Here is a 16,238-nt window from a genome sequence, read left to right on the forward strand (position 1 = left end):
TTAGCGCGTTCGGGTGATGCGTCGGAGGGCCGGATGCTGGACCGTGTCCGTCCGGGCGCAAAACGGCCGGGAGGCGCACCGCGTCCCGCGCGGTGCGCCTCCCGGCCGTCGTCCACGTGCTATTCGGCCGTGGCCGCCGGCCGGCCCGTGTCGCCCAGCGACACGTCCTGGTCCGGCACGGCCTGGCCGGAACGGATCAGGTCGATCCGTCCCATCACCTTCGAGCGCAGGTCGGTCGGGACGTCGTCCTGACCGCAGCAGCGCTTGACCAGCTTCTTGACTGCCTGCTCCAGACCGTACTTCTCCAGGCACGGGGAGCACTCACCGAAGTGCGTCTCGAACTTGGTGCAGTCGCCCTCGGGCATCTCGTGGTCGAGGAACTCGTAGAGATGGTCGAGAACCTCTGAGCAGTCCGTCTCGTGCGGCTCTCCGCAGCTCATGAGGCCGAGCCTTTCCGATCGTCCGACTCACCGGCGCCGGCGGGAACCAGCCCGCGCTCGCGGGCGTAGTCCTCCAGCATGCCGCGCAACTGGCGGCGTCCGCGGTGCAGTCGGGACATCACCGTACCGATGGGAGTCCCCATGATGTCCGCGATCTCCTTGTAGGCAAAGCCCTCGACGTCCGCGAGATAGACCGCTATGCGGAATTCCTCGGGGATCGCCTGGAGCGCCGACTTCACGTCGGAGTCCGGGAGGTGGTCGAGCGCCTGCGACTCTGCCGAACGCAGCCCGGTCGACATGTGCGACTCGGCCCGCGCCAGCTGCCAGTCCTCGATCTCCTCGGCGGCGCTGCGCTGGGGCTCGCGCTGCTTCTTGCGGTACGAGTTGATGAAGGTATTGGTGAGAATGCGGTACATCCACGCCTTGAGGTTGGTGCCCTCACGGAACTGGTGGAAGGAGCCGTACGCCTTCGCGTAGGTCTCCTGGACCAGGTCCTCGGCGTCCGCGGGGTTGCGCGTCATCCGCAGTGCCGCGGAGTACATCTGGTCGAGAAAGACGAGCGCGTCCCGCTCGAAACGTGCGTTCCGCTCGTCCGTCGTCTCCTCCGGGCGGCCGTCGTCGGTCCCTGTGTCGTTACCAGTGACCGGACCCACCTCCTCCAACGCTGTTGCGGGGCCGAAACCGGACCCGCTCGCCTCGGAGAATAGTCGACCATGGTCCCGCGCGTGCGGTCGATCGCTTCCGCCCGGCGCGCGCACGGGAACGGTGCTCGGCGCGTGCAGCACCGTCCATTCCAGATCCGCGGCGTTCGAACGACGCGGGCAGATGGTCGAACCCATGCGGCGGACTCCCTCTCCACAACCAGAAGACTCGTGCCGGTGTACCGGAGGTGCCGGTGTACCGATCGCGTCGGCGTACGGGGCGCCGATGTACCGAACAACAGCGGTCCCCCGGCCCGCATTCCCCACGCCCGTGCGCCGTCGGCGGGGTGTGACGGGTACCACCTCCGGCGGGGGTTCCGGGCAGCTCAGCCGGGAAGCCGGGCCAGCCAGCCGGTGACCGCGCCGGTCAGGCCCTCCATCGCCTGGGCCTCCGTCAGCCCCGCCCGCTTGGGCACCGCGAAGCCGTGGTCGCCCTGCGGGACCTCGGCCATCTCGTACGCACCGGAGGGAAATTCGGCGGGGCGGCCGAAAGGGTCGTTGCCGCCCTGCACCACCAGGGTGGGGACCCCGGCGCCCAGGAGTTCGTCGGCGCGGGACCTCTCGGGCCTGCCCGGCGGGTGCAGCGGGAAGCTCAGCGCGAGGACGGCGTGGGCGCCGAGCTCCCCGGCGGTGCGGCAGGCGACCCGTGCGCCGGCGCTCCGCCCGCCCGCGACGACCGGCGTTCCGTGGGCGGCCAGCTCGGGCCAGAGCGCCCGCCAGCCGGCGTCCAGGGTCTTCGGTGCGGGCGCGACCTTCTTCCCCGCGACCCGCCAGGGCTGCTCCACCAGGGCGACGCTCACCCCGTGTCCGGGTACGGCGGCGGCCAGCGCCGCCAGGTCCCGCGCCCCGATGCCGCCACCGGCCCCGTGACCGAGGGCCAGCACGAGCCGGGCGCCGGTGGCGGGGAACCAGGTGATCCTGGCCTCCCCCGCCGGGGTGTCGACACGGACGGGCCGCCCGCCCGGGGTGGTTCCTTCGCTGCTCATGGGACCCATCCTGCCCGGCCCCGGCCCGCCGTCAGAACAGCGTGGTCTCCTCGGGCGCGGCCAGCTCCGCCTGGAGTTCGGGCCCGTTGTTGCGGACGTTGCTGACGGCGGTGGCGACCGGGTAGGCGCGCATCAGTCCGCCCTCGGGCGGTGCGACCAGGGCGCGCAGTTCCTCGCTGTCGCTGCGCGCCGGGTCGAGCCAGGCGTCCCAGCGGTCGGGCGTCAGCATCACGGGCATCCGGGGGTGGATGTCGGCGAGGGCGGACGGGCCCTCGGCGGGGGCGACCGCGAGCGGGGTCGTCTCCGCCTCGGTGGTGATCACCGAGCAGGTCACCCACCACGCCCCGGGATGGTCGGGCGGGAGGGTGGCGTCGCGCCAGAACTCGTAGAGCCCGGCCATCGCGAAGACGGACCCGTCGGCGGGGGTCACGAAGTACGGCTGCTTGCGGGGCCGCTTCTTCTTCCCCGCCTCCTCCAGCTGCCGCTCGTCGGCGCCGGTCATCCACTCGTAGTACCCGTCGGCAGGGAGGATGCAGCGGCGCTGGAGGAACGCCTTGCGGAAGGAGGGCTTCTCGTGGACGGTCTCGGCGCGGGCGTTGATCATCCGCGCGGCACCCTCCGGCGTCTTGGCCCAGGAGGGTACGAGGCCCCACTTGAGGGTACGGAGCTGGCGAACCGGACGGCGGTCCGCGGCGTCTTTCACGGGACGCTCCAGTACGGCGTAGACCTCCTTGGTCGGCGCCACGTTCCAGTCGGGGTCCAGGGTCTCCTCCGGGTCCCACCGCTCCACCTGGAAGAGTCCGGTCAAGTCCTCTGGCCGCCGGCTCGCCGCATAACGTCCGCACATGTCTGCCAGCCTGCCACGACACCCCGTCCCCGCCGCAAGGAGTCCCAGCCGCAATGGACAGCAACGAACTGGGCGCCCTGTGGGACCAGGTGTTCGGCACCCAGCCCGCACCGGCACAGTGGCTGGTGGTGGTGACCGCGACCGCCGCGCTCGTCGCCGTCGTCCCCAACATGCTGTGGCGGCTGGCCCGTAACTCGATCACCATCGCGCACGAGGGCGGCCACGGGCTGATCGCCCTGCTCACCGGCCGGAAACTCTCCGGTATCCGGCTGCACTCGGACACCAGCGGGCTCACCGTCAGCCGGGGCAAGCCGACCGGCATCGGCATGATCCTCACCGCCGCCGCCGGCTACACCGCGCCCTCGCTGCTCGGCCTGGGCGGCGCCTGGCTGCTGACCAACGGCCGCATCACGCTGCTGCTGTGGCTGGCCACCGCGCTGCTCGCGGTGATGCTGGTGATGATCCGCAATCTGTTCGGGGCGCTGACCGTGATCTTCACGGGCTCCCTCTTCCTGCTGGTCTCCTGGCTCACCTCGGCCGCCGTCCAGTCGGCGTTCGCGTACGCGGTGGTCTGGTTCCTGCTGATGGGCGGGGTGCGCCCGGTCTTCGAGCTCCAGTCCAAGCGGCGGCACGGCGGTGCTCCGGACTCCGACGCGGACCAACTGGCCCGGCTGACGGACGCCCCGGCCTGGCTCTGGCTGTTCCTCTTCCACGCGGTGTCCCTCTGCTCGCTCATCGGCGGCGGACGCTGGCTGCTGGGGATCTGACCGGTTCCCGGGACAGCCCCTCGTGGGGCGTCCTGGCGGGGGACACGCGCCGGGAGCCGGTCCGGCCCGTCGGGGAGCCCTCTGCCGGACACCCCCTAAAGTGAAGGCATGACCGAAAGTTCCGTGCACCCCGCCCTCTGGCCCGCCCCCCACGCGAGCGGCCCCGTCGACGCGACCGTCACCGTGCCCGGTTCCAAGTCGGTCACCAACCGGGCGCTGGTCCTGGCCGCCCTCGCCGCCGAGCCCGGCTGGCTCCGCCGGCCGCTGCGCTCGCGCGACACCCTGCTGATGGCCCAGGCGCTGCGCGCGATGGGCGTCGGCATCGAGGAGACGGTGTCGTCGAGTTCGGCGGCGGCGCCGGGCGGCACGGACGTCACGGGTGAGGCATGGCGGGTCATCCCCGCCGGGCTGCACGGCCCGGTCACGGTCGACGTCGGCAACGCCGGTACGGTCATGCGCTTCCTGCCCCCCGTCGCCACCCTCGCGGACGGCCCGGTCCACTTCGACGGCGACCCGCGTTCCTACGAGCGTCCGCTGCACGGCGTCATCGACGCGCTGCGCGCGCTCGGCGCCCGGATCGAGGACGGCGGGCGCGGCTCGCTCCCGCTGACGGTGCACGGCGCGGGCGCGCTGGAGGGCGGTCCGGTACGGATCGACGCCTCCGCCTCCTCCCAGTTCGTCTCCGCGCTGCTGCTCTCCGCCCCCCGGTTCAACCAGGGCGTGGAGGTACGGCACGTGGGTTCGGCCCTGCCGTCGATGCCGCACATCCGGATGACGGTGGAGATGCTGCGCGCGGTCGGCGCCCAGGTGGACGAGCCGGAGACGGGCGGCGAGCCGGACGTCTGGCGGGTCGCCCCCTCCGCGCTGCTCGGCCGGGACCTGACGATCGAGCCCGACCTCTCCAACGCCCAGCCGTTCCTGGCCGCCGCCCTGGTGACCGGGGGGCGCGTCACCGTACGCGACTGGCCGGAGCGCACCACGCAGCCCGGGGACGCGCTGCGCGAGCTGTTCACGGCGATGGGCGGTTCCTGCGAACTGACGCCGCAGGGACTGACCTTCACCGGTTCGGGCCGCGTCCACGGCATCGACGCGGATCTGAGCGAGGTCGGCGAGCTGACTCCGGGCATCGCCGCGGTCGCCGCGCTCGCCGACTCCCCCTCCACGCTGAGCGGTGTCGCCCATCTGCGGCTGCACGAGACGGACCGGCTGGCCGCCCTCACCAAGGAGATCAACGAGCTCGGCGGTGACGTCACGGAGACGGCGGACGGGCTGCACATCCGGCCGCGTCCGCTGCGCGGCGGGGTGTTCCACACCTACGACGACCACCGGATGGCGACGGCGGGCGCGATCATCGGCCTGGCGGTGCCCGGGGTGGAGATCGAGAACGTGGGGACGACCGCGAAGACCCTGCCGGACTTCCCGGACATGTGGACCGGCATGCTCGGTGCCGGGGCCTAGAGAATGCGCCGCTACGGGAAGAACCCCGACGAGGACGACATCCGCGTCCGTCCGAACCGCAAGGGCAACCGCCCCCGCACCCATATCCGGCCCAAACACGAGGACGCCGAGGACGGCATGGTCCTCACGGTCGACCGGGGCCGGCTGACCTGCCTCGTCGAGGGGCGCACGGTCGTCGCGATGAAGGCCCGCGAGCTGGGCCGCAAGGCCGCCGTGGTCGGCGACACCGTGTCGATCGTCGGGGATCTCTCCGGCGACAAGGACACCCTGGCGCGCATCGTCCGTATCGGCGAGCGCCGCTCGGTGCTGCGGCGCACCGCCGACGACGACGACCCGTTCGAGCGGGTGGTCGTGGCCAACGCGGACCAGCTCGCCATCGTCACCGCGCTCGCCGACCCGGAACCGCGCCCGCGCATGATCGACCGGTGCCTGGTCGCCGCGTACGACGGCGGGCTGACCCCGCTGCTGGTGCTGACCAAGTCCGACCTGGCCTCCCCGGACAAGCTCCTGGAGGCGTACACCCCGCTGGGTGTGCCGTTCATCGTCACCAACCGCGACGAGCTGGCCAACGGCGACGCGGCCGACCGGGTGCGCGAGCAGCTGAACGGCAAGATCACCGCCTTCGTCGGGCACTCCGGGGTCGGCAAGACCACGCTGGTCAACGCCCTGGTGCCGGCGGACCGCCGGCGTACGACGGGTCATGTCAACGCGGTCACCGGGCGGGGCAGGCACACCACCACCTCGGCGCTGGCGCTGCCGTTGCCGGACGGCATCGGGTGGGTGGTCGACACCCCGGGCGTGCGGTCGTTCGGCCTGCACCACATCGACCCGTCCCGGGTGATCAACGCCTTCCCCGACCTGCAGCCCGGCACGGAGGACTGTCCGCGCGGCTGCGCCCACGACGACAACGCGCCGGAGTGCGCGCTCGACGCGTGGGTGGCCGGCGGGCACGCCGATCCGGCGCGGCTCTACTCACTGCGCAGGCTGCTCGCGACGCGCGAGCGGCGCGAGGGCGACTGAGCGGGAGCTCCGGCCGGACCGGCTGCCGCGACTCGCGCACGCTTGCGACCACACGACCGGGGTAGGGGCATAATCGCAGCGGGCAGGCGGACCGGTGACCGATGCGGAGGACTACGGACGATGGCGTGGCTGCTGGTCGTGGTCGCGGGGCTGCTGGAGACGGGCTTCGCCGTGTGTCTGAAGCTGTCGCACGGTTTCACCCGGCTCTGGCCGACGATCGCGTTCGCGGCGTTCGCCCTCGGGAGTTTCGGCCTGCTGACCCTCTCGCTGCGGAAGCTCGACGTGGGCCCCGCGTACGCGGTGTGGACCGGCATCGGGGCGGCCGGCACGGCGATCTACGGCATGGTCTTCTTCGATGACGTGGTGAACGCGCTGAAGCTCGTCTCGATCTCGCTGGTGATCATCGGCGTGATCGGCCTCCAGCTCTCCGGCTCCTCGCACTGACGCCCGTCCGTGAGCCCTCCGGCCCCTCGCGCTGACGCCCGTCCGAGAGCCCTCCGGCCCGTCGCACCGGCTGCCGCCCGCCCCGCGCGTGCTCCGGCCGGGTGACGCCGGGCCGTGTGGCCCCGCGCGGACCGGGCTGGATACTGTGACGGCATGTCCGACTACCACGATGATCTGCGTCTCGCCCACGTACTGGCGGACGCCGCCGACGCGGCGACGATGGACCGGTTCAAGGCCCTCGACCTCAAGGTGGAGACCAAACCGGACATGACTCCGGTGAGCGAGGCCGACAAAGCCGCCGAGGAGCTGATCCGGGGCCACCTGCACCGGGCCCGCCCGCGCGACGCGGTCCTGGGCGAGGAGTACGGACTGGAGGGCACCGGCCCTCGCCGCTGGGTGATCGACCCGATCGACGGTACGAAGAACTACGTGCGCGGGGTGCCGGTCTGGGCGACCCTGATCTCGCTCATGGAGGCGGGCGAGAACGGTTTCCAGCCGGTGGTCGGCGTGGTGTCCGCTCCGGCGCTGAGCCGGCGCTGGTGGGCGGCGAAGGGCTCCGGCGCGTACTCGGGGCGCAGCCTCACCTCCGCGACCCGGCTCGAAGTCTCGAAGGTCGGGCAGATCTCGGACGCCTCCTTCGCGTACTCCTCGCTGACCGGGTGGGAGGAGCAGGGGCGGCTGGACGGTTTCCTCGACCTGTCCCGGGCCTGCTGGCGGACGCGGGGCTACGGCGACTTCTGGTCGTACATGATGGTCGCCGAGGGGGCCGTGGACATGTGTGCGGAGCCCGAGCTCTCGCTCTGGGACATGGCGGCCACCGCGATCGTGGTGCAGGAGGCCGGTGGCAGCTTCACCGGCCTGGACGGCGTCCCCGGCCCGGGCGGCGGCAACGCGGCGGCGTCGAACGGCCTGCTCCACGACGAACTGCTGGGCTATCTCAACCAGCGCTACTGACGACCGACGCGACCAGCGCTACTGACGACCGACGCGACCAGCGTTACTGACGACCGCGCCGTCCCGGCCGGGGTACCGCCCCGGTCGGCGGAGCGCCAGGGGCGCCCGGGGGCCGCGGGGCGTGCGCGCGCACGCCCTGTGGCCGCCTCGCGCACCTCTTGTCGGGTCTCGGGCGGGGTGCCATCCTGAAACCCCCGCTTGTGAACTTGTGAATCGGCTCACTTTCCGGCCGGTCCACCGAGGAGGTGCCCCGTCATGCTGGTCCGAGACGCCATGACCACCGTGGTGCTCACCATCGGCCCCACCCACACACTCCGTCAGGCGGCCGCACTGATGTCGGCCCGCCGCGTCGGAGCCGCCGTCGTCCATGATCCGGACACCTGCGGATTCGGCATCATCACCGAACGCGACATCCTGGACGCGGTCGGGCTCGGCCAGGACCCGGACCGCGAGTCCGTGTCCGGCCACACCACCACGGACGTGGTCTTCGCAGCCCCCACCTGGACCCTGGAAGAGGCCGCCGAGGCCATGACGCACGGCGGGTTCCGGCACCTGATCGTGCTGAACGACGACGGCCCGGTGGGCCTGGTGTCGGTCCGCGACATCATCCGCTGCTGGGCTCCGGTGCGCCGCCGTCACACGGTCGAACTGGCTGGCTGAGCGAGCCCTTCGGGGCGCCTGGACGACGGGACGGGCCGGACACCGCGTGCGGGGTGTCCGGCCCGTTCTCGCGCGTGCCGTCCGTGATCAGGCGCGCAGGGCCTGGACCGCGTCCTCCAGCCGCTTGCCGAAGTCGCCGTCGGCCCGGCGGAAGTTGTCCACCGCGCGCTCGGCGATGTCGTCACGAGAGACCTTGGCGATGAACTGGGCGAGGTTCTCGATCAGGCGCCCCTGCTCGTCCTCGGAGAGCAGCCGGTAGAGGTTGCCCGCCTGCACGAAGTCGTCGTCCTCGGCGTGCAGGGGCGTCACGTGGTTGCCGGTGGCACCGTCGACCGGGCTCGGTCGCCAGAGCGGCCGGCCGGTCTGGGCGGGACCACCGAAGCTGTTCGGCTCGTAGTTCTTCGAGTCGGCGTGACGGCCGTCGTAGAGGTGTCCGTCGCGGCTGTTGGTCCGCGCCTCGGTGGCGTGCGGGCGGTTCACCGGCAGGTGGTCGGCGTTGATGCCGACGCGGTAGCGGTGGGCGTCGCCGTACGCGAAGAGGCGGCCCTGGAGCATCTTGTCCGGGGACGGGCCGATGCCGGGCACGAAGTGCGCGGGACTGAAGATGGACTGCTCGACCTCGGCGAAGATGTTCTCCGGGTTGCGGTTGAGCTCCAGCTTCCCGATCTCGACCGGCGGGTAGTCCTCGTGCGGCCACACCTTGGTGAGGTCGAACGGGTTGAAACGGTAGGTCGCCGCGTCCGCCGCGGGCATGATCTGCACCTGCACGGTCCAGGACGGGAAGTCACCGCGCTCGATGGACTCGCGCAGGTCGCGCTGGTGGCTGTCGGGGTCGACGCCGGAGAGGCGGTTGGCCTCGTCGGTGGTGAGGTTCTTGATGCCCTGGTCGGTCTTGAAGTGGTACTTGACCCAGAAGACCTCGCCGGCCTCGTTGTTCCACTGGTACGTGTGCGAGCCGTACCCGTTCATGTGGCGCAGCGTGGCCGGGATGCCGCGGTCGCCGAAGAGCCAGGTGACCTGGTGGGTCGACTCGGGTGACAGGCCCCAGAAGTCCCAGACGTTGTCCGCCTCCTGCGAGCCGGTGTACGGGTCGCGCTTCTGGGTGTGGATGAAGTCGGGGAATTTGACGGCGTCCCTGATGAAGAACACCGGGGTGTTGTTGCCGACGAGGTCGTAGTTGCCCTCTTCGGTGTAGAACTTCAGCGCGAAGCCGCGGGGATCGCGCACGGCGTCGGCGGATCCGAGGTTTCCGGCGACGGTGGAGAAGCGGAGGAAGGTCTCCGTCTGCTTGCCGACCTCGGAGAGGAACGCGGCGCGCGTCCACTGCGAGACGTCGCGGGTCAGCGTGAAGGTGCCGTACGCGCCGGCGCCGCGGGCGTGCACCACGCGCTCCGGTATGCGCTCCCGGTTGAAGTGGGCGAGCTTCTCCAGCAGCGCCTGGTCCTGCACGAGCACCGGACCGCCGACGCCCGCCGTCTCGCTGTTCTGGTTGTCGGCGACCGGCGCTCCGGCCTCCGTGGTGAGCGGTCCCTGCGTCACGTGCGCCTCCTGCGTGATGTCCGCCGTGCGCCCGCCGTCTCCCGGCGGCGCGCACGGCCGTTCCCTTGGCTTCTGCCGGATTCGATCCTACGATGGACTTTGTCTAAGTCAAGTGAACATCCAATGTCACACCTGTTCGGGACTGATCCTGCCCGCTGTTAGGCTGGTGCCATGAGTGACCTGTTGGAACGACTCCGTGGACGTGGCTGGCGCATGACGGCGCAGCGCCGCGTGGTCGCCGAGGTCCTCGACGGCGAACACGTGCACCTGACGGCCGACGAGGTGCACGCGAGGGCCGTGGACAGACTGCCCGAGATCTCGCGGGCCACGGTCTACAACACCCTGGGCGAGATGGTGTCGCTGGGCGAGGTGCTGGAGGTCTCCACGGACCGCCGCGCCAAGCGGTACGACCCGAACGCCCGCCGCCCGCACCACCACCTGGTCTGCGCGAACTGCGGAGCCATCCGGGACGTCCACCCCACCGGCAATCCACTGGCGGACCTGCCCGACGAGGAGCGCTTCGGCTTCACGGTGTCGGGCGTCGAGGTGACCTACCGCGGCCTCTGCCCGAACTGCGCGACGACCACCGCCTGACCGTCACCGCCCGATCCGCCCGCACGCGCCACGACCGGCCGGGGTTCCTCACCGGCCGGTCCTGCGTGTGACGGCGTCGCGCACGCGCGCACGACGAAGGCCCGGATCCAGTGGATCCGGGCCTTCGTCTTTCAGTAGCGGGGACAGGATTTGAACCTGCGACCTCTGGGTTATGAGCCCAGCGAGCTACCGAGCTGCTCCACCCCGCGTCGTTGAATGCAACATTACGTCACCCGGTCGGCCGTGGCAAATCCATTCAGCGGGGTGCCCGCCGGGGCGCACGCCGTCGCTCCGGTGGGCACCCCGCTCACGCCGTGAGTTCCTGGTGCAGCGCCTCCTGGAGGCGGGCGGCGCGCTCCGCGACCTCGGCGGGGCCCAGCTCGACCGCGCGGGCGCACCAGCGCTGCCCCTCGGTGAGTTCACCCCGGCGGGCGGCGAGCAGGGCGAGCCGGAGCGCCGCCCGGCCGTGGCCGTCGTTGGCGGCGCGGCTCCACCACAGGGCCGCCTCGCGCTCACTGCCCTCGCGGGCCAGCAGCAGCCCGAGGTTGAAGGCACCGTTGCGGCTGCCCGCTTCGGCGGCCTCGCGGTACCAGCGCGCGGCGCTCTCCACGTCCCCGCGCGCGGAGCAGAGCATGCCGACCCTGACCTGGGCGCGGCGGTGCCCCTGCTCGGCGGCGCGCTCGTACCACTCTTCGCACTCCGTCTTCTCCGGCATCGGCTCGCCGAGGACCGGCGTCGCGCGCGGCGGGCGGCGCGCGTCGAGCACCCCGGCCAGCCGGAAGGCGGCTTCGGCGCTGCCCCCGCCCGCGGCGGTACGCAGGTGGCGTTCGGCCTCCTGGTCCTCGCCCTGGCGCAGCAGCGCCATGGCGACCTGGAGCGCCGCGTCGGTGTGTCCGGCGGATGCGGCGCGCTTGTACCAGCCCAGCGCCGCGAGTTCCTCGTCCCGGCCGGCGTGCAGGATGCCGAGGTTGAAGGCGGCGTCCACGCTGCCCGCCTCGGCCGCCTTGGAGAACCAGGGTTCGGCACCCGTCGCGTCGCCCGCCTGCAGGAGCAGCACGGCGAGCGCGTTGGAAGCCTCGCGGTGGCCCGCGTAGGCGGCCCGGCGGTACCACTGCTCGGCCTGCGGGGTGCGGTCCTGGGCGGCGCAGAGCAGCCCGAGGTTGTACGCGCCGTTCACGTCGCCCGCGTCCAAAGCGGCCCGGTACCACCGCTCGGCGGTCTGCGGCTCGCCCCGGTCGGCGTGCAGGGCGCCGAGCGCGTTGGCGGCGTTGCCGTCGCCCTCCTGGGCGGCGCGGAGCCACCACACGGCGGCACTCTCCACGTCGCCGACGTCCCGCAGCAGGAAGGCCAGGGCGCAGGCCGCGCGCGCCTCGCCCGCCCGCGCGGAGGTGAGGTACCAGCGCCCGGCCTCCTTGAGCTCGCCACGCCGCTCCAGGATGGCGCCGAGGTGCAGCGCGGCGCGGCGGTGGCCCCGGGCCGCCGCCTGCCGGTACCACTGCTCGGCCTCGCCGACGCGCCCCTCGGCGGGGCCCGCGACCGGGCCGTCGCCGATGGCACGGGCGGGGCCGGGAGCGGGCTCCACGGCCTCGACGGGCAGCCGCCCGAGCCCGAAGGCCTGGTGCGGGTCCTCGACGGCGTTGCGCTCGATGGTCCTGGCCAGGCGGTACGCGGCCTCCCGGTGGCCCTGCTCGGCGGCAGCACGCAGCCAGCGCTCGGCGCCGACGTCGCTGCGGTGTTCCAGCAGGTCCGCGAGGGCGTAGGCGCCCAGCGCGTGGCCCTGTTCGGCGGACTGGCGCAGCCAGTACTCGGCGCCCGGCTCGTCGCCCCGCTCGCGCAGGTGCCGGCCGAGCGCGTGCGCGGCGGAGGCGGAGCCCGCGACTGCCGCGATGCGCCACCACCCGGCCGCCTCGTCCGGGTATCCGCGCTGGTGCAGCAGGACGCCGAGGTTGTTCGCGGCGGCCCGGTCGCCGTCGGCGGTGGCCCCGCGCAGATAGGGTTCGGCGGCGTCGAGTTCGCCCCGGCGCAGCAGCAGCGCGCCGACGACGCTCATCGCGGCGGTGTCGCCCGCGTCGGCGGCACGCCGGTGGCGCTCCTCTTCCTCGGTGGTCTCGGCGCTCCCCGGGGCGCCGATCGCGTCGGCGACGTCTCCGGCGTCGCTCACCCCGGCCGTGTACGAGGACCGGGCGGCGGTGTCCGTGTCTTCTGGGTTGCCTGGCGTGACCGTGCCCCCCGTCGTCTCGGTGGCCCCGGTGGTGAAGTGGTCGCTGGTCACGGCCTGCTCGGCGGCCCCCGCCGCCCCGTCGGTCACCGCGGACGACGCCGCGGCCGGCGCCCGCTCCGGGCCCCGTGTCCGCCGTTGCACAAACCGCCCTGTCTCCAACAGAGTTGCCCTGTCCCCCATAAATACCATCGTCGCACCACCTGTAACCCGCGTACACCTGGTATATCGCGGACAGTGAGGTCACTTCAGCGTTTTGTCGACATGCCCACAGAGAGACAAGTCAAACACGACCCCGGACAACTGGTGCCCCGCGAACCGCACTTCACGCCCGCTCTTCGAGGACACCACGACATGACGAAGGCCCGGATCCAGTGGATCCGGGCCTTCGTCTTTCAGTAGCGGGGACAGGATTTGAACCTGCGACCTCTGGGTTATGAGCCCAGCGAGCTACCGAGCTGCTCCACCCCGCGTCGTTGTGTTCAAACAGTACCACGACGCGGGGGTGGGTTTTCTCAGCTGCCCTGGTCGGCGGCCCCTTCGGCCGAGGTGCCGGTGGACCGGGCGGTGCTGCCGGAAGCGGAGCCCGTGCCGGAGCCGGCCGCGGAGCCGCCCGATCCGGACTGGGCCTCCGCGGCCCGCTTCAGGGCGTCCTGGAGGTCGTCCTGGGCCTTGGCGTAGGCCGTCCAGTCCGGCTTCCGGAGCGCTTCCTGGCCGGCGTCGTACGCCTCCTGGGCGTCCGCGATGGCCTCCTTGAGCGCCGCGTCGCCGGTGGCCGGCGGCTTGGTCGGCTCGTTCGGCTTGGTCGGTTCGGTGGGTTCCGTGGGTTCGGTGGGCTGGGTCGTGCCCGAGTCCACGTCGAAGACCGCGTTCAGCGCCTCGCCGAGACTGTTCTCGAAGACGATCTTCGACCCGAACGAGGCGGCCACCTTGCGCAGCAGCGGGTAGTTCTGGTTGCCACCGCGCGTGTAGACCGGCTCGATGTAGAGGAACCCGCCGTCCAGGGGCACGGTGAGGAGGTTTCCGTACTCGATGTCCGAGTCGGTGCCCTTGAGGTTCCTCACGAACTCGGCTACGTCGTCGTTGCCGTTGAGCTCGCTCTGTACCTGCCCGGGCCCCTTCACCGTGTTGGTGACTCTGAGGAGTCTGATCGTGCCGTAGTCGGAGCTGGCCGCGTCGGCGTCCACCGCCATGAACGCCCCGAGGTCGGGACGGCCTCTCGGCGTGAACGTCGTGGTCAGCGAGAACGTCTGCTGGTCCTGGTCCGGCATCTTCATGGAGAGGTAGTACGGCGGAACGGAGCCCGGTTCCTTGTTGGTCGGGTCGTCCGGCACCTGCCACGCGTCACTGCCGCTGTAGAACTGCGCGGGGTTGGTGACGTGGTAGCGGGTCAGCAGCTCCCGCTGGACCTTGAAGAGGTCCTGCGGGTAGCGCAGGTGGTCCATGAGATCCGCCGGAATGGCGGACTTGTCCTTCACGGTCCCGGGGAACGCCTTGCGCCAGGTCTTGAGGACCGGGTCCTCGGTGTCCCACTCGTAGAGCGTGACGGTGCCGTCGTACGCGTCGACGGTGGCCTTCACCGAGTTGCGGATGTAGTTGACCTGGTTCTGCTGGGCGACGACCGCGCGCTGGTTGGTCGTCAGCGAGTCGGCCGTGGTGTCGCCGAGCGTCGTACGGGACGCGTACGGGTAGCCGTTCGTCGTGGTGTACGCGTCGACGATCCACTGGATGCGGTGGTCGACGACCGCCGGGTAGGCGTCGCCGTCGATGGTCAGCCACGGGGCGACCGCCTCGACGCGCTCCTTGGGCGTGCGGTTGTAGAGAATCCGCGAGCCGTCGCCGATGGCCCCCGAGTAGAGGATCTGCGGCTCGCTGAACGAGACCGCGTACGCGGCGCGGTTGAAGGCGCTGGCGAGGCTGACCCCGCTGTCACCCTTGTAGCTGGTGGTCTTCTCGCCGTCGTCCTCGTAGTCGAGCTCCTTCTGGGGCCCGCCGACGATGGAGTACTGCTCGGTCTTCTCGCCGTAGTAGATCCGCTGCTCGTACTCGCCGAGCTTGCCCGTCGTCGGCAGTCCGGACTCGGTGAAGTCCGGGGAGCCCACGGGGTTGGTGCCCGTGCTGGTGCCCTTGGCCGCGATGGCGCCGTAGCCGTGGGTGTACGTGAAGTGGTCGTTGATCCAGTTCCGCTTGGGCAGACCCGCGAGGTTGAGCTCGCGCAGGCCGACGACGGTGTCCTGCTCCTTGCCGTCCTCCTCGTAGCGGTCCACGTCCAGCGTCGCCGGGAACTGGTAGTAGTTCCGCTTCTGCTGGAGCTGCTGGAACGCCGGGGAGACGACGTTGGGGTCCATCACGCGGTAACTCGCGGCGGCGTCGGCCTGGGTGCGCAGCGCGGCGCCCTCGGTCTCCGTACTCTTGCCGGCGTAGTCGTCGACCTGTGCGTCGTCGATGTCGTACGCGTCGCGGGTCGCCTTGATGTTCTTCTGGATGAACGGGGCTTCCTTGGCCTGCTCGTTCGGCTGGACCTGGAACTTCTGGACGATCGCCGGGTAGAGCCCGCCGATCAGGATGGCCGAGAGGACCATCAGCCCGAAGCCGATCACCGGGAGCTGCCAGGTGCGGCGCCAGAGCGTCGCGAAGAACAGCACCGCGCAGATCGCGGCGATGCAGAACAGGATCGTCTTCGCCGGCAGATAGGCGTTGGCGTCGACGTACCGCAGGCCGGTCCAGTTGTCGGTGGCCTTGAAGTCACTCGACTTCACGGCCAGTCCGTACCGGTCGAGCCAGTACGCCACGGCCTTCAGCGAGACGAAGACGCCCAGGAGCACCGAGAGGTGCCCGGTGGCCGCGCCGGTCGCGCGGGCGCCGGGGCTGGTGATCCGCAGACCGCCGTAGAGGTAGTGCGTCAGGGCCGCCGCGATGAGCGACAGCACGACCGCGGCGAAGCCGAAGCCGAGCAGGAAGCGGTACCACGGCAGGTCGAAGGCGTAGAAGGAGACGTCCAGGTGGAACTGGGGGTCCTTCTGCCCGAAGGAGACGCCGTTGACGTACATCAGCCAGGTGCGCCACTGGCCCGACGCGGAGGCCCCGGAGATCAGCCCGACGAGCGCGGTGACCGCGAGGAGCACCCACTTCTTGAACGGGGCGACACCCATGCGGTAGCGGTCCAGGCTCTGCTGCTCCAGCGACATCGCGCTCAGTGGCGGCCGGAGCCGGTGGGCGAGCCAGACGTTGAGGCCGACGGCGAGGGCCATCAGCAGTCCGAAGACGAGGAACAGACCGATCTTGGTCCACAGCGTCGTGGTGAAGACCGACGAGTACGACACCGAGCGGTACCAGAGCCAGTCGGTCCAGAACCCGGCGAACATGACGAACGCCATGCAGAGCGCCGCGAGGACGCCCAGCGTCAAGAGAAGGGTACGGGCACGCCGGGACGGGCGGCCGACTCTGATCCGTGGCCCGGTCGGGCCTCCGCCGCGGTCCGGCATCTGGAAAGCCAACGTGCGCACCTCGTACTTCGGGGTCGTGTGGAACGGGCTCCGCGATCGTGGAGCCCTTCCTTGCAACTTACGGAGGCTTTACCTAGTTCCCGCTCCCGGTGCGAAAAGAGGCA

At 71.3% G+C, this 16,238-nt stretch carries 14 protein-coding genes and 2 tRNA genes; 7 read left to right on the plus strand and 9 right to left on the minus strand.

The genetic code is table 11. The features are described from left to right. Positions 1 to 119 precede the first annotated feature (119 nt). From rsrA to OHT52_RS08445, 4 genes are all read right to left on the minus strand, one after another. A complete protein-coding gene (rsrA, locus tag OHT52_RS08430; protein ID WP_266708917.1) occupies positions 120 to 440 on the minus strand; it encodes a mycothiol system anti-sigma-R factor in 321 nt (106 codons plus the stop codon). After that, positions 437 to 1,093 carry a sigma-70 family RNA polymerase sigma factor gene (locus tag OHT52_RS08435; RefSeq protein WP_266708915.1) on the minus strand — a complete coding sequence of 219 codons (657 nt, stop codon included), beginning with the start codon at positions 1,091 to 1,093 and terminating at the stop codon, positions 437 to 439. Before OHT52_RS08435 ends, rsrA begins: the two co-directional genes overlap by 4 nt. 374 nt (positions 1,094 to 1,467) lie before the next feature. Then, positions 1,468 to 2,127 (minus strand): alpha/beta hydrolase family protein, encoded by a 660-nt coding sequence (locus tag OHT52_RS08440; RefSeq protein WP_328719509.1) that lies wholly within the window; start codon positions 2,125 to 2,127, stop codon positions 1,468 to 1,470. Positions 2,128 to 2,158: 31 nt separating this feature from the next. Beyond that, complete coding sequence (locus OHT52_RS08445) at positions 2,159 to 2,974, minus strand: SOS response-associated peptidase (RefSeq protein ID WP_328719510.1); 816 nt, start codon at positions 2,972 to 2,974, stop codon at positions 2,159 to 2,161. Between the two features lie 53 nt (positions 2,975 to 3,027). Here OHT52_RS08445 and OHT52_RS08450 point away from each other — a divergent pair, with 53 nt between their 5' ends. The 6 genes from OHT52_RS08450 (at position 3,028) to OHT52_RS08475 (ending at position 8,277) form a co-directional block, all read left to right on the plus strand. Next, positions 3,028 to 3,741: a M50 family metallopeptidase gene (locus OHT52_RS08450; protein WP_328719511.1), complete on the plus strand. Its 714-nt coding sequence runs from the start codon at positions 3,028 to 3,030 to the stop codon at positions 3,739 to 3,741. Positions 3,742 to 3,849: 108 nt separating this feature from the next. Next, positions 3,850 to 5,199, plus strand: a complete 1,350-nt coding sequence (gene aroA, locus OHT52_RS08455) for a 3-phosphoshikimate 1-carboxyvinyltransferase (protein ID WP_328719512.1) — start codon at positions 3,850 to 3,852, stop codon at positions 5,197 to 5,199. A gap of 3 nt (positions 5,200 to 5,202) precedes the next feature. Beyond that, a complete protein-coding gene (rsgA, locus tag OHT52_RS08460; RefSeq protein WP_328719513.1) occupies positions 5,203 to 6,219 on the plus strand; it encodes a ribosome small subunit-dependent GTPase A in 1,017 nt (338 codons plus the stop codon). A gap of 120 nt (positions 6,220 to 6,339) precedes the next feature. Beyond that, positions 6,340 to 6,663: a DMT family transporter gene (locus OHT52_RS08465; RefSeq protein WP_328719514.1), complete on the plus strand. Its 324-nt coding sequence runs from the start codon at positions 6,340 to 6,342 to the stop codon at positions 6,661 to 6,663. A gap of 153 nt (positions 6,664 to 6,816) precedes the next feature. After that, a complete protein-coding gene (hisN, locus tag OHT52_RS08470; RefSeq protein WP_328719515.1) occupies positions 6,817 to 7,617 on the plus strand; it encodes a histidinol-phosphatase in 801 nt (266 codons plus the stop codon). A gap of 255 nt (positions 7,618 to 7,872) precedes the next feature. Next, on the plus strand, positions 7,873 to 8,277 hold the full coding sequence (locus OHT52_RS08475; protein WP_328719516.1) for a CBS domain-containing protein: 405 nt from the start codon (positions 7,873 to 7,875) through the stop codon (positions 8,275 to 8,277). Positions 8,278 to 8,364: 87 nt separating this feature from the next. Here the strand turns inward: OHT52_RS08475 and OHT52_RS08480 are convergent, their stop codons facing one another. After that, positions 8,365 to 9,834, minus strand: coding sequence for a catalase (locus OHT52_RS08480; RefSeq protein ID WP_328723660.1), 1,470 nt, complete (start codon positions 9,832 to 9,834; stop codon positions 8,365 to 8,367). 153 nt (positions 9,835 to 9,987) lie between these two features. Here OHT52_RS08480 and OHT52_RS08485 point away from each other — a divergent pair, with 153 nt between their 5' ends. Continuing rightward, positions 9,988 to 10,410 carry a Fur family transcriptional regulator gene (locus tag OHT52_RS08485; protein WP_328719517.1) on the plus strand — a complete coding sequence of 141 codons (423 nt, stop codon included), beginning with the start codon at positions 9,988 to 9,990 and terminating at the stop codon, positions 10,408 to 10,410. A gap of 135 nt (positions 10,411 to 10,545) precedes the next feature. On the opposite strand, the gene OHT52_RS08490 is transcribed toward OHT52_RS08485, so the two are convergent. The 4 genes from OHT52_RS08490 to OHT52_RS08505 all read right to left on the minus strand — a co-directional run bounded on the left by OHT52_RS08490 (position 10,546) and on the right by OHT52_RS08505 (position 16,113). Next, positions 10,546 to 10,619: transfer RNA gene (locus tag OHT52_RS08490), tRNA-Met, on the minus strand. Between the two features lie 98 nt (positions 10,620 to 10,717). Continuing rightward, positions 10,718 to 12,820 carry a tetratricopeptide repeat protein gene (locus OHT52_RS08495; RefSeq protein WP_328719518.1) on the minus strand — a complete coding sequence of 701 codons (2,103 nt, stop codon included), beginning with the start codon at positions 12,818 to 12,820 and terminating at the stop codon, positions 10,718 to 10,720. Between the two features lie 207 nt (positions 12,821 to 13,027). After that, positions 13,028 to 13,101 (minus strand) — tRNA-Met (locus OHT52_RS08500). Positions 13,102 to 13,143: 42 nt separating this feature from the next. After that, a complete protein-coding gene (locus OHT52_RS08505; protein ID WP_328723661.1) occupies positions 13,144 to 16,113 on the minus strand; it encodes a UPF0182 family membrane protein in 2,970 nt (989 codons plus the stop codon). Positions 16,114 to 16,238 lie beyond the last annotated feature (125 nt).

The organism is Streptomyces sp. NBC_00247 (genome assembly GCF_036188265.1).
Taxonomy (GTDB): Bacteria; Actinomycetota; Actinomycetes; order Streptomycetales; family Streptomycetaceae; genus Streptomyces.

Bases quoted from the DNA above. Each gene is read 5' to 3' on its own strand.
- rsrA (WP_266708917.1), bottom strand. From the start codon at position 440: ATGAGCTGCGGAGAGCCGCACGAGACGGACTGCTCAGAGGTTCTCGAC.
- OHT52_RS08440 (WP_328719509.1), bottom strand. From the start codon at position 2,127: ATGAGCAGCGAAGGAACCACCCCGGGCGGGCGGCCCGTCCGTGTCGAC.
- OHT52_RS08445 (WP_328719510.1), bottom strand. From the start codon at position 2,974: ATGTGCGGACGTTATGCGGCGAGCCGGCGGCCAGAGGACTTGACCGGA.
- OHT52_RS08450 (WP_328719511.1), top strand. From the start codon at position 3,028: ATGGACAGCAACGAACTGGGCGCCCTGTGGGACCAGGTGTTCGGCACC.
- aroA (WP_328719512.1), top strand. From the start codon at position 3,850: ATGACCGAAAGTTCCGTGCACCCCGCCCTCTGGCCCGCCCCCCACGCG.
- rsgA (WP_328719513.1), top strand. From the start codon at position 5,203: ATGCGCCGCTACGGGAAGAACCCCGACGAGGACGACATCCGCGTCCGT.
- OHT52_RS08465 (WP_328719514.1), top strand. From the start codon at position 6,340: ATGGCGTGGCTGCTGGTCGTGGTCGCGGGGCTGCTGGAGACGGGCTTC.
- hisN (WP_328719515.1), top strand. From the start codon at position 6,817: ATGTCCGACTACCACGATGATCTGCGTCTCGCCCACGTACTGGCGGAC.
- OHT52_RS08475 (WP_328719516.1), top strand. From the start codon at position 7,873: ATGCTGGTCCGAGACGCCATGACCACCGTGGTGCTCACCATCGGCCCC.
- OHT52_RS08485 (WP_328719517.1), top strand. From the start codon at position 9,988: ATGAGTGACCTGTTGGAACGACTCCGTGGACGTGGCTGGCGCATGACG.
- OHT52_RS08495 (WP_328719518.1), bottom strand. From the start codon at position 12,820: ATGGTATTTATGGGGGACAGGGCAACTCTGTTGGAGACAGGGCGGTTT.
- OHT52_RS08505 (WP_328723661.1), bottom strand. From the start codon at position 16,113: ATGCCGGACCGCGGCGGAGGCCCGACCGGGCCACGGATCAGAGTCGGC.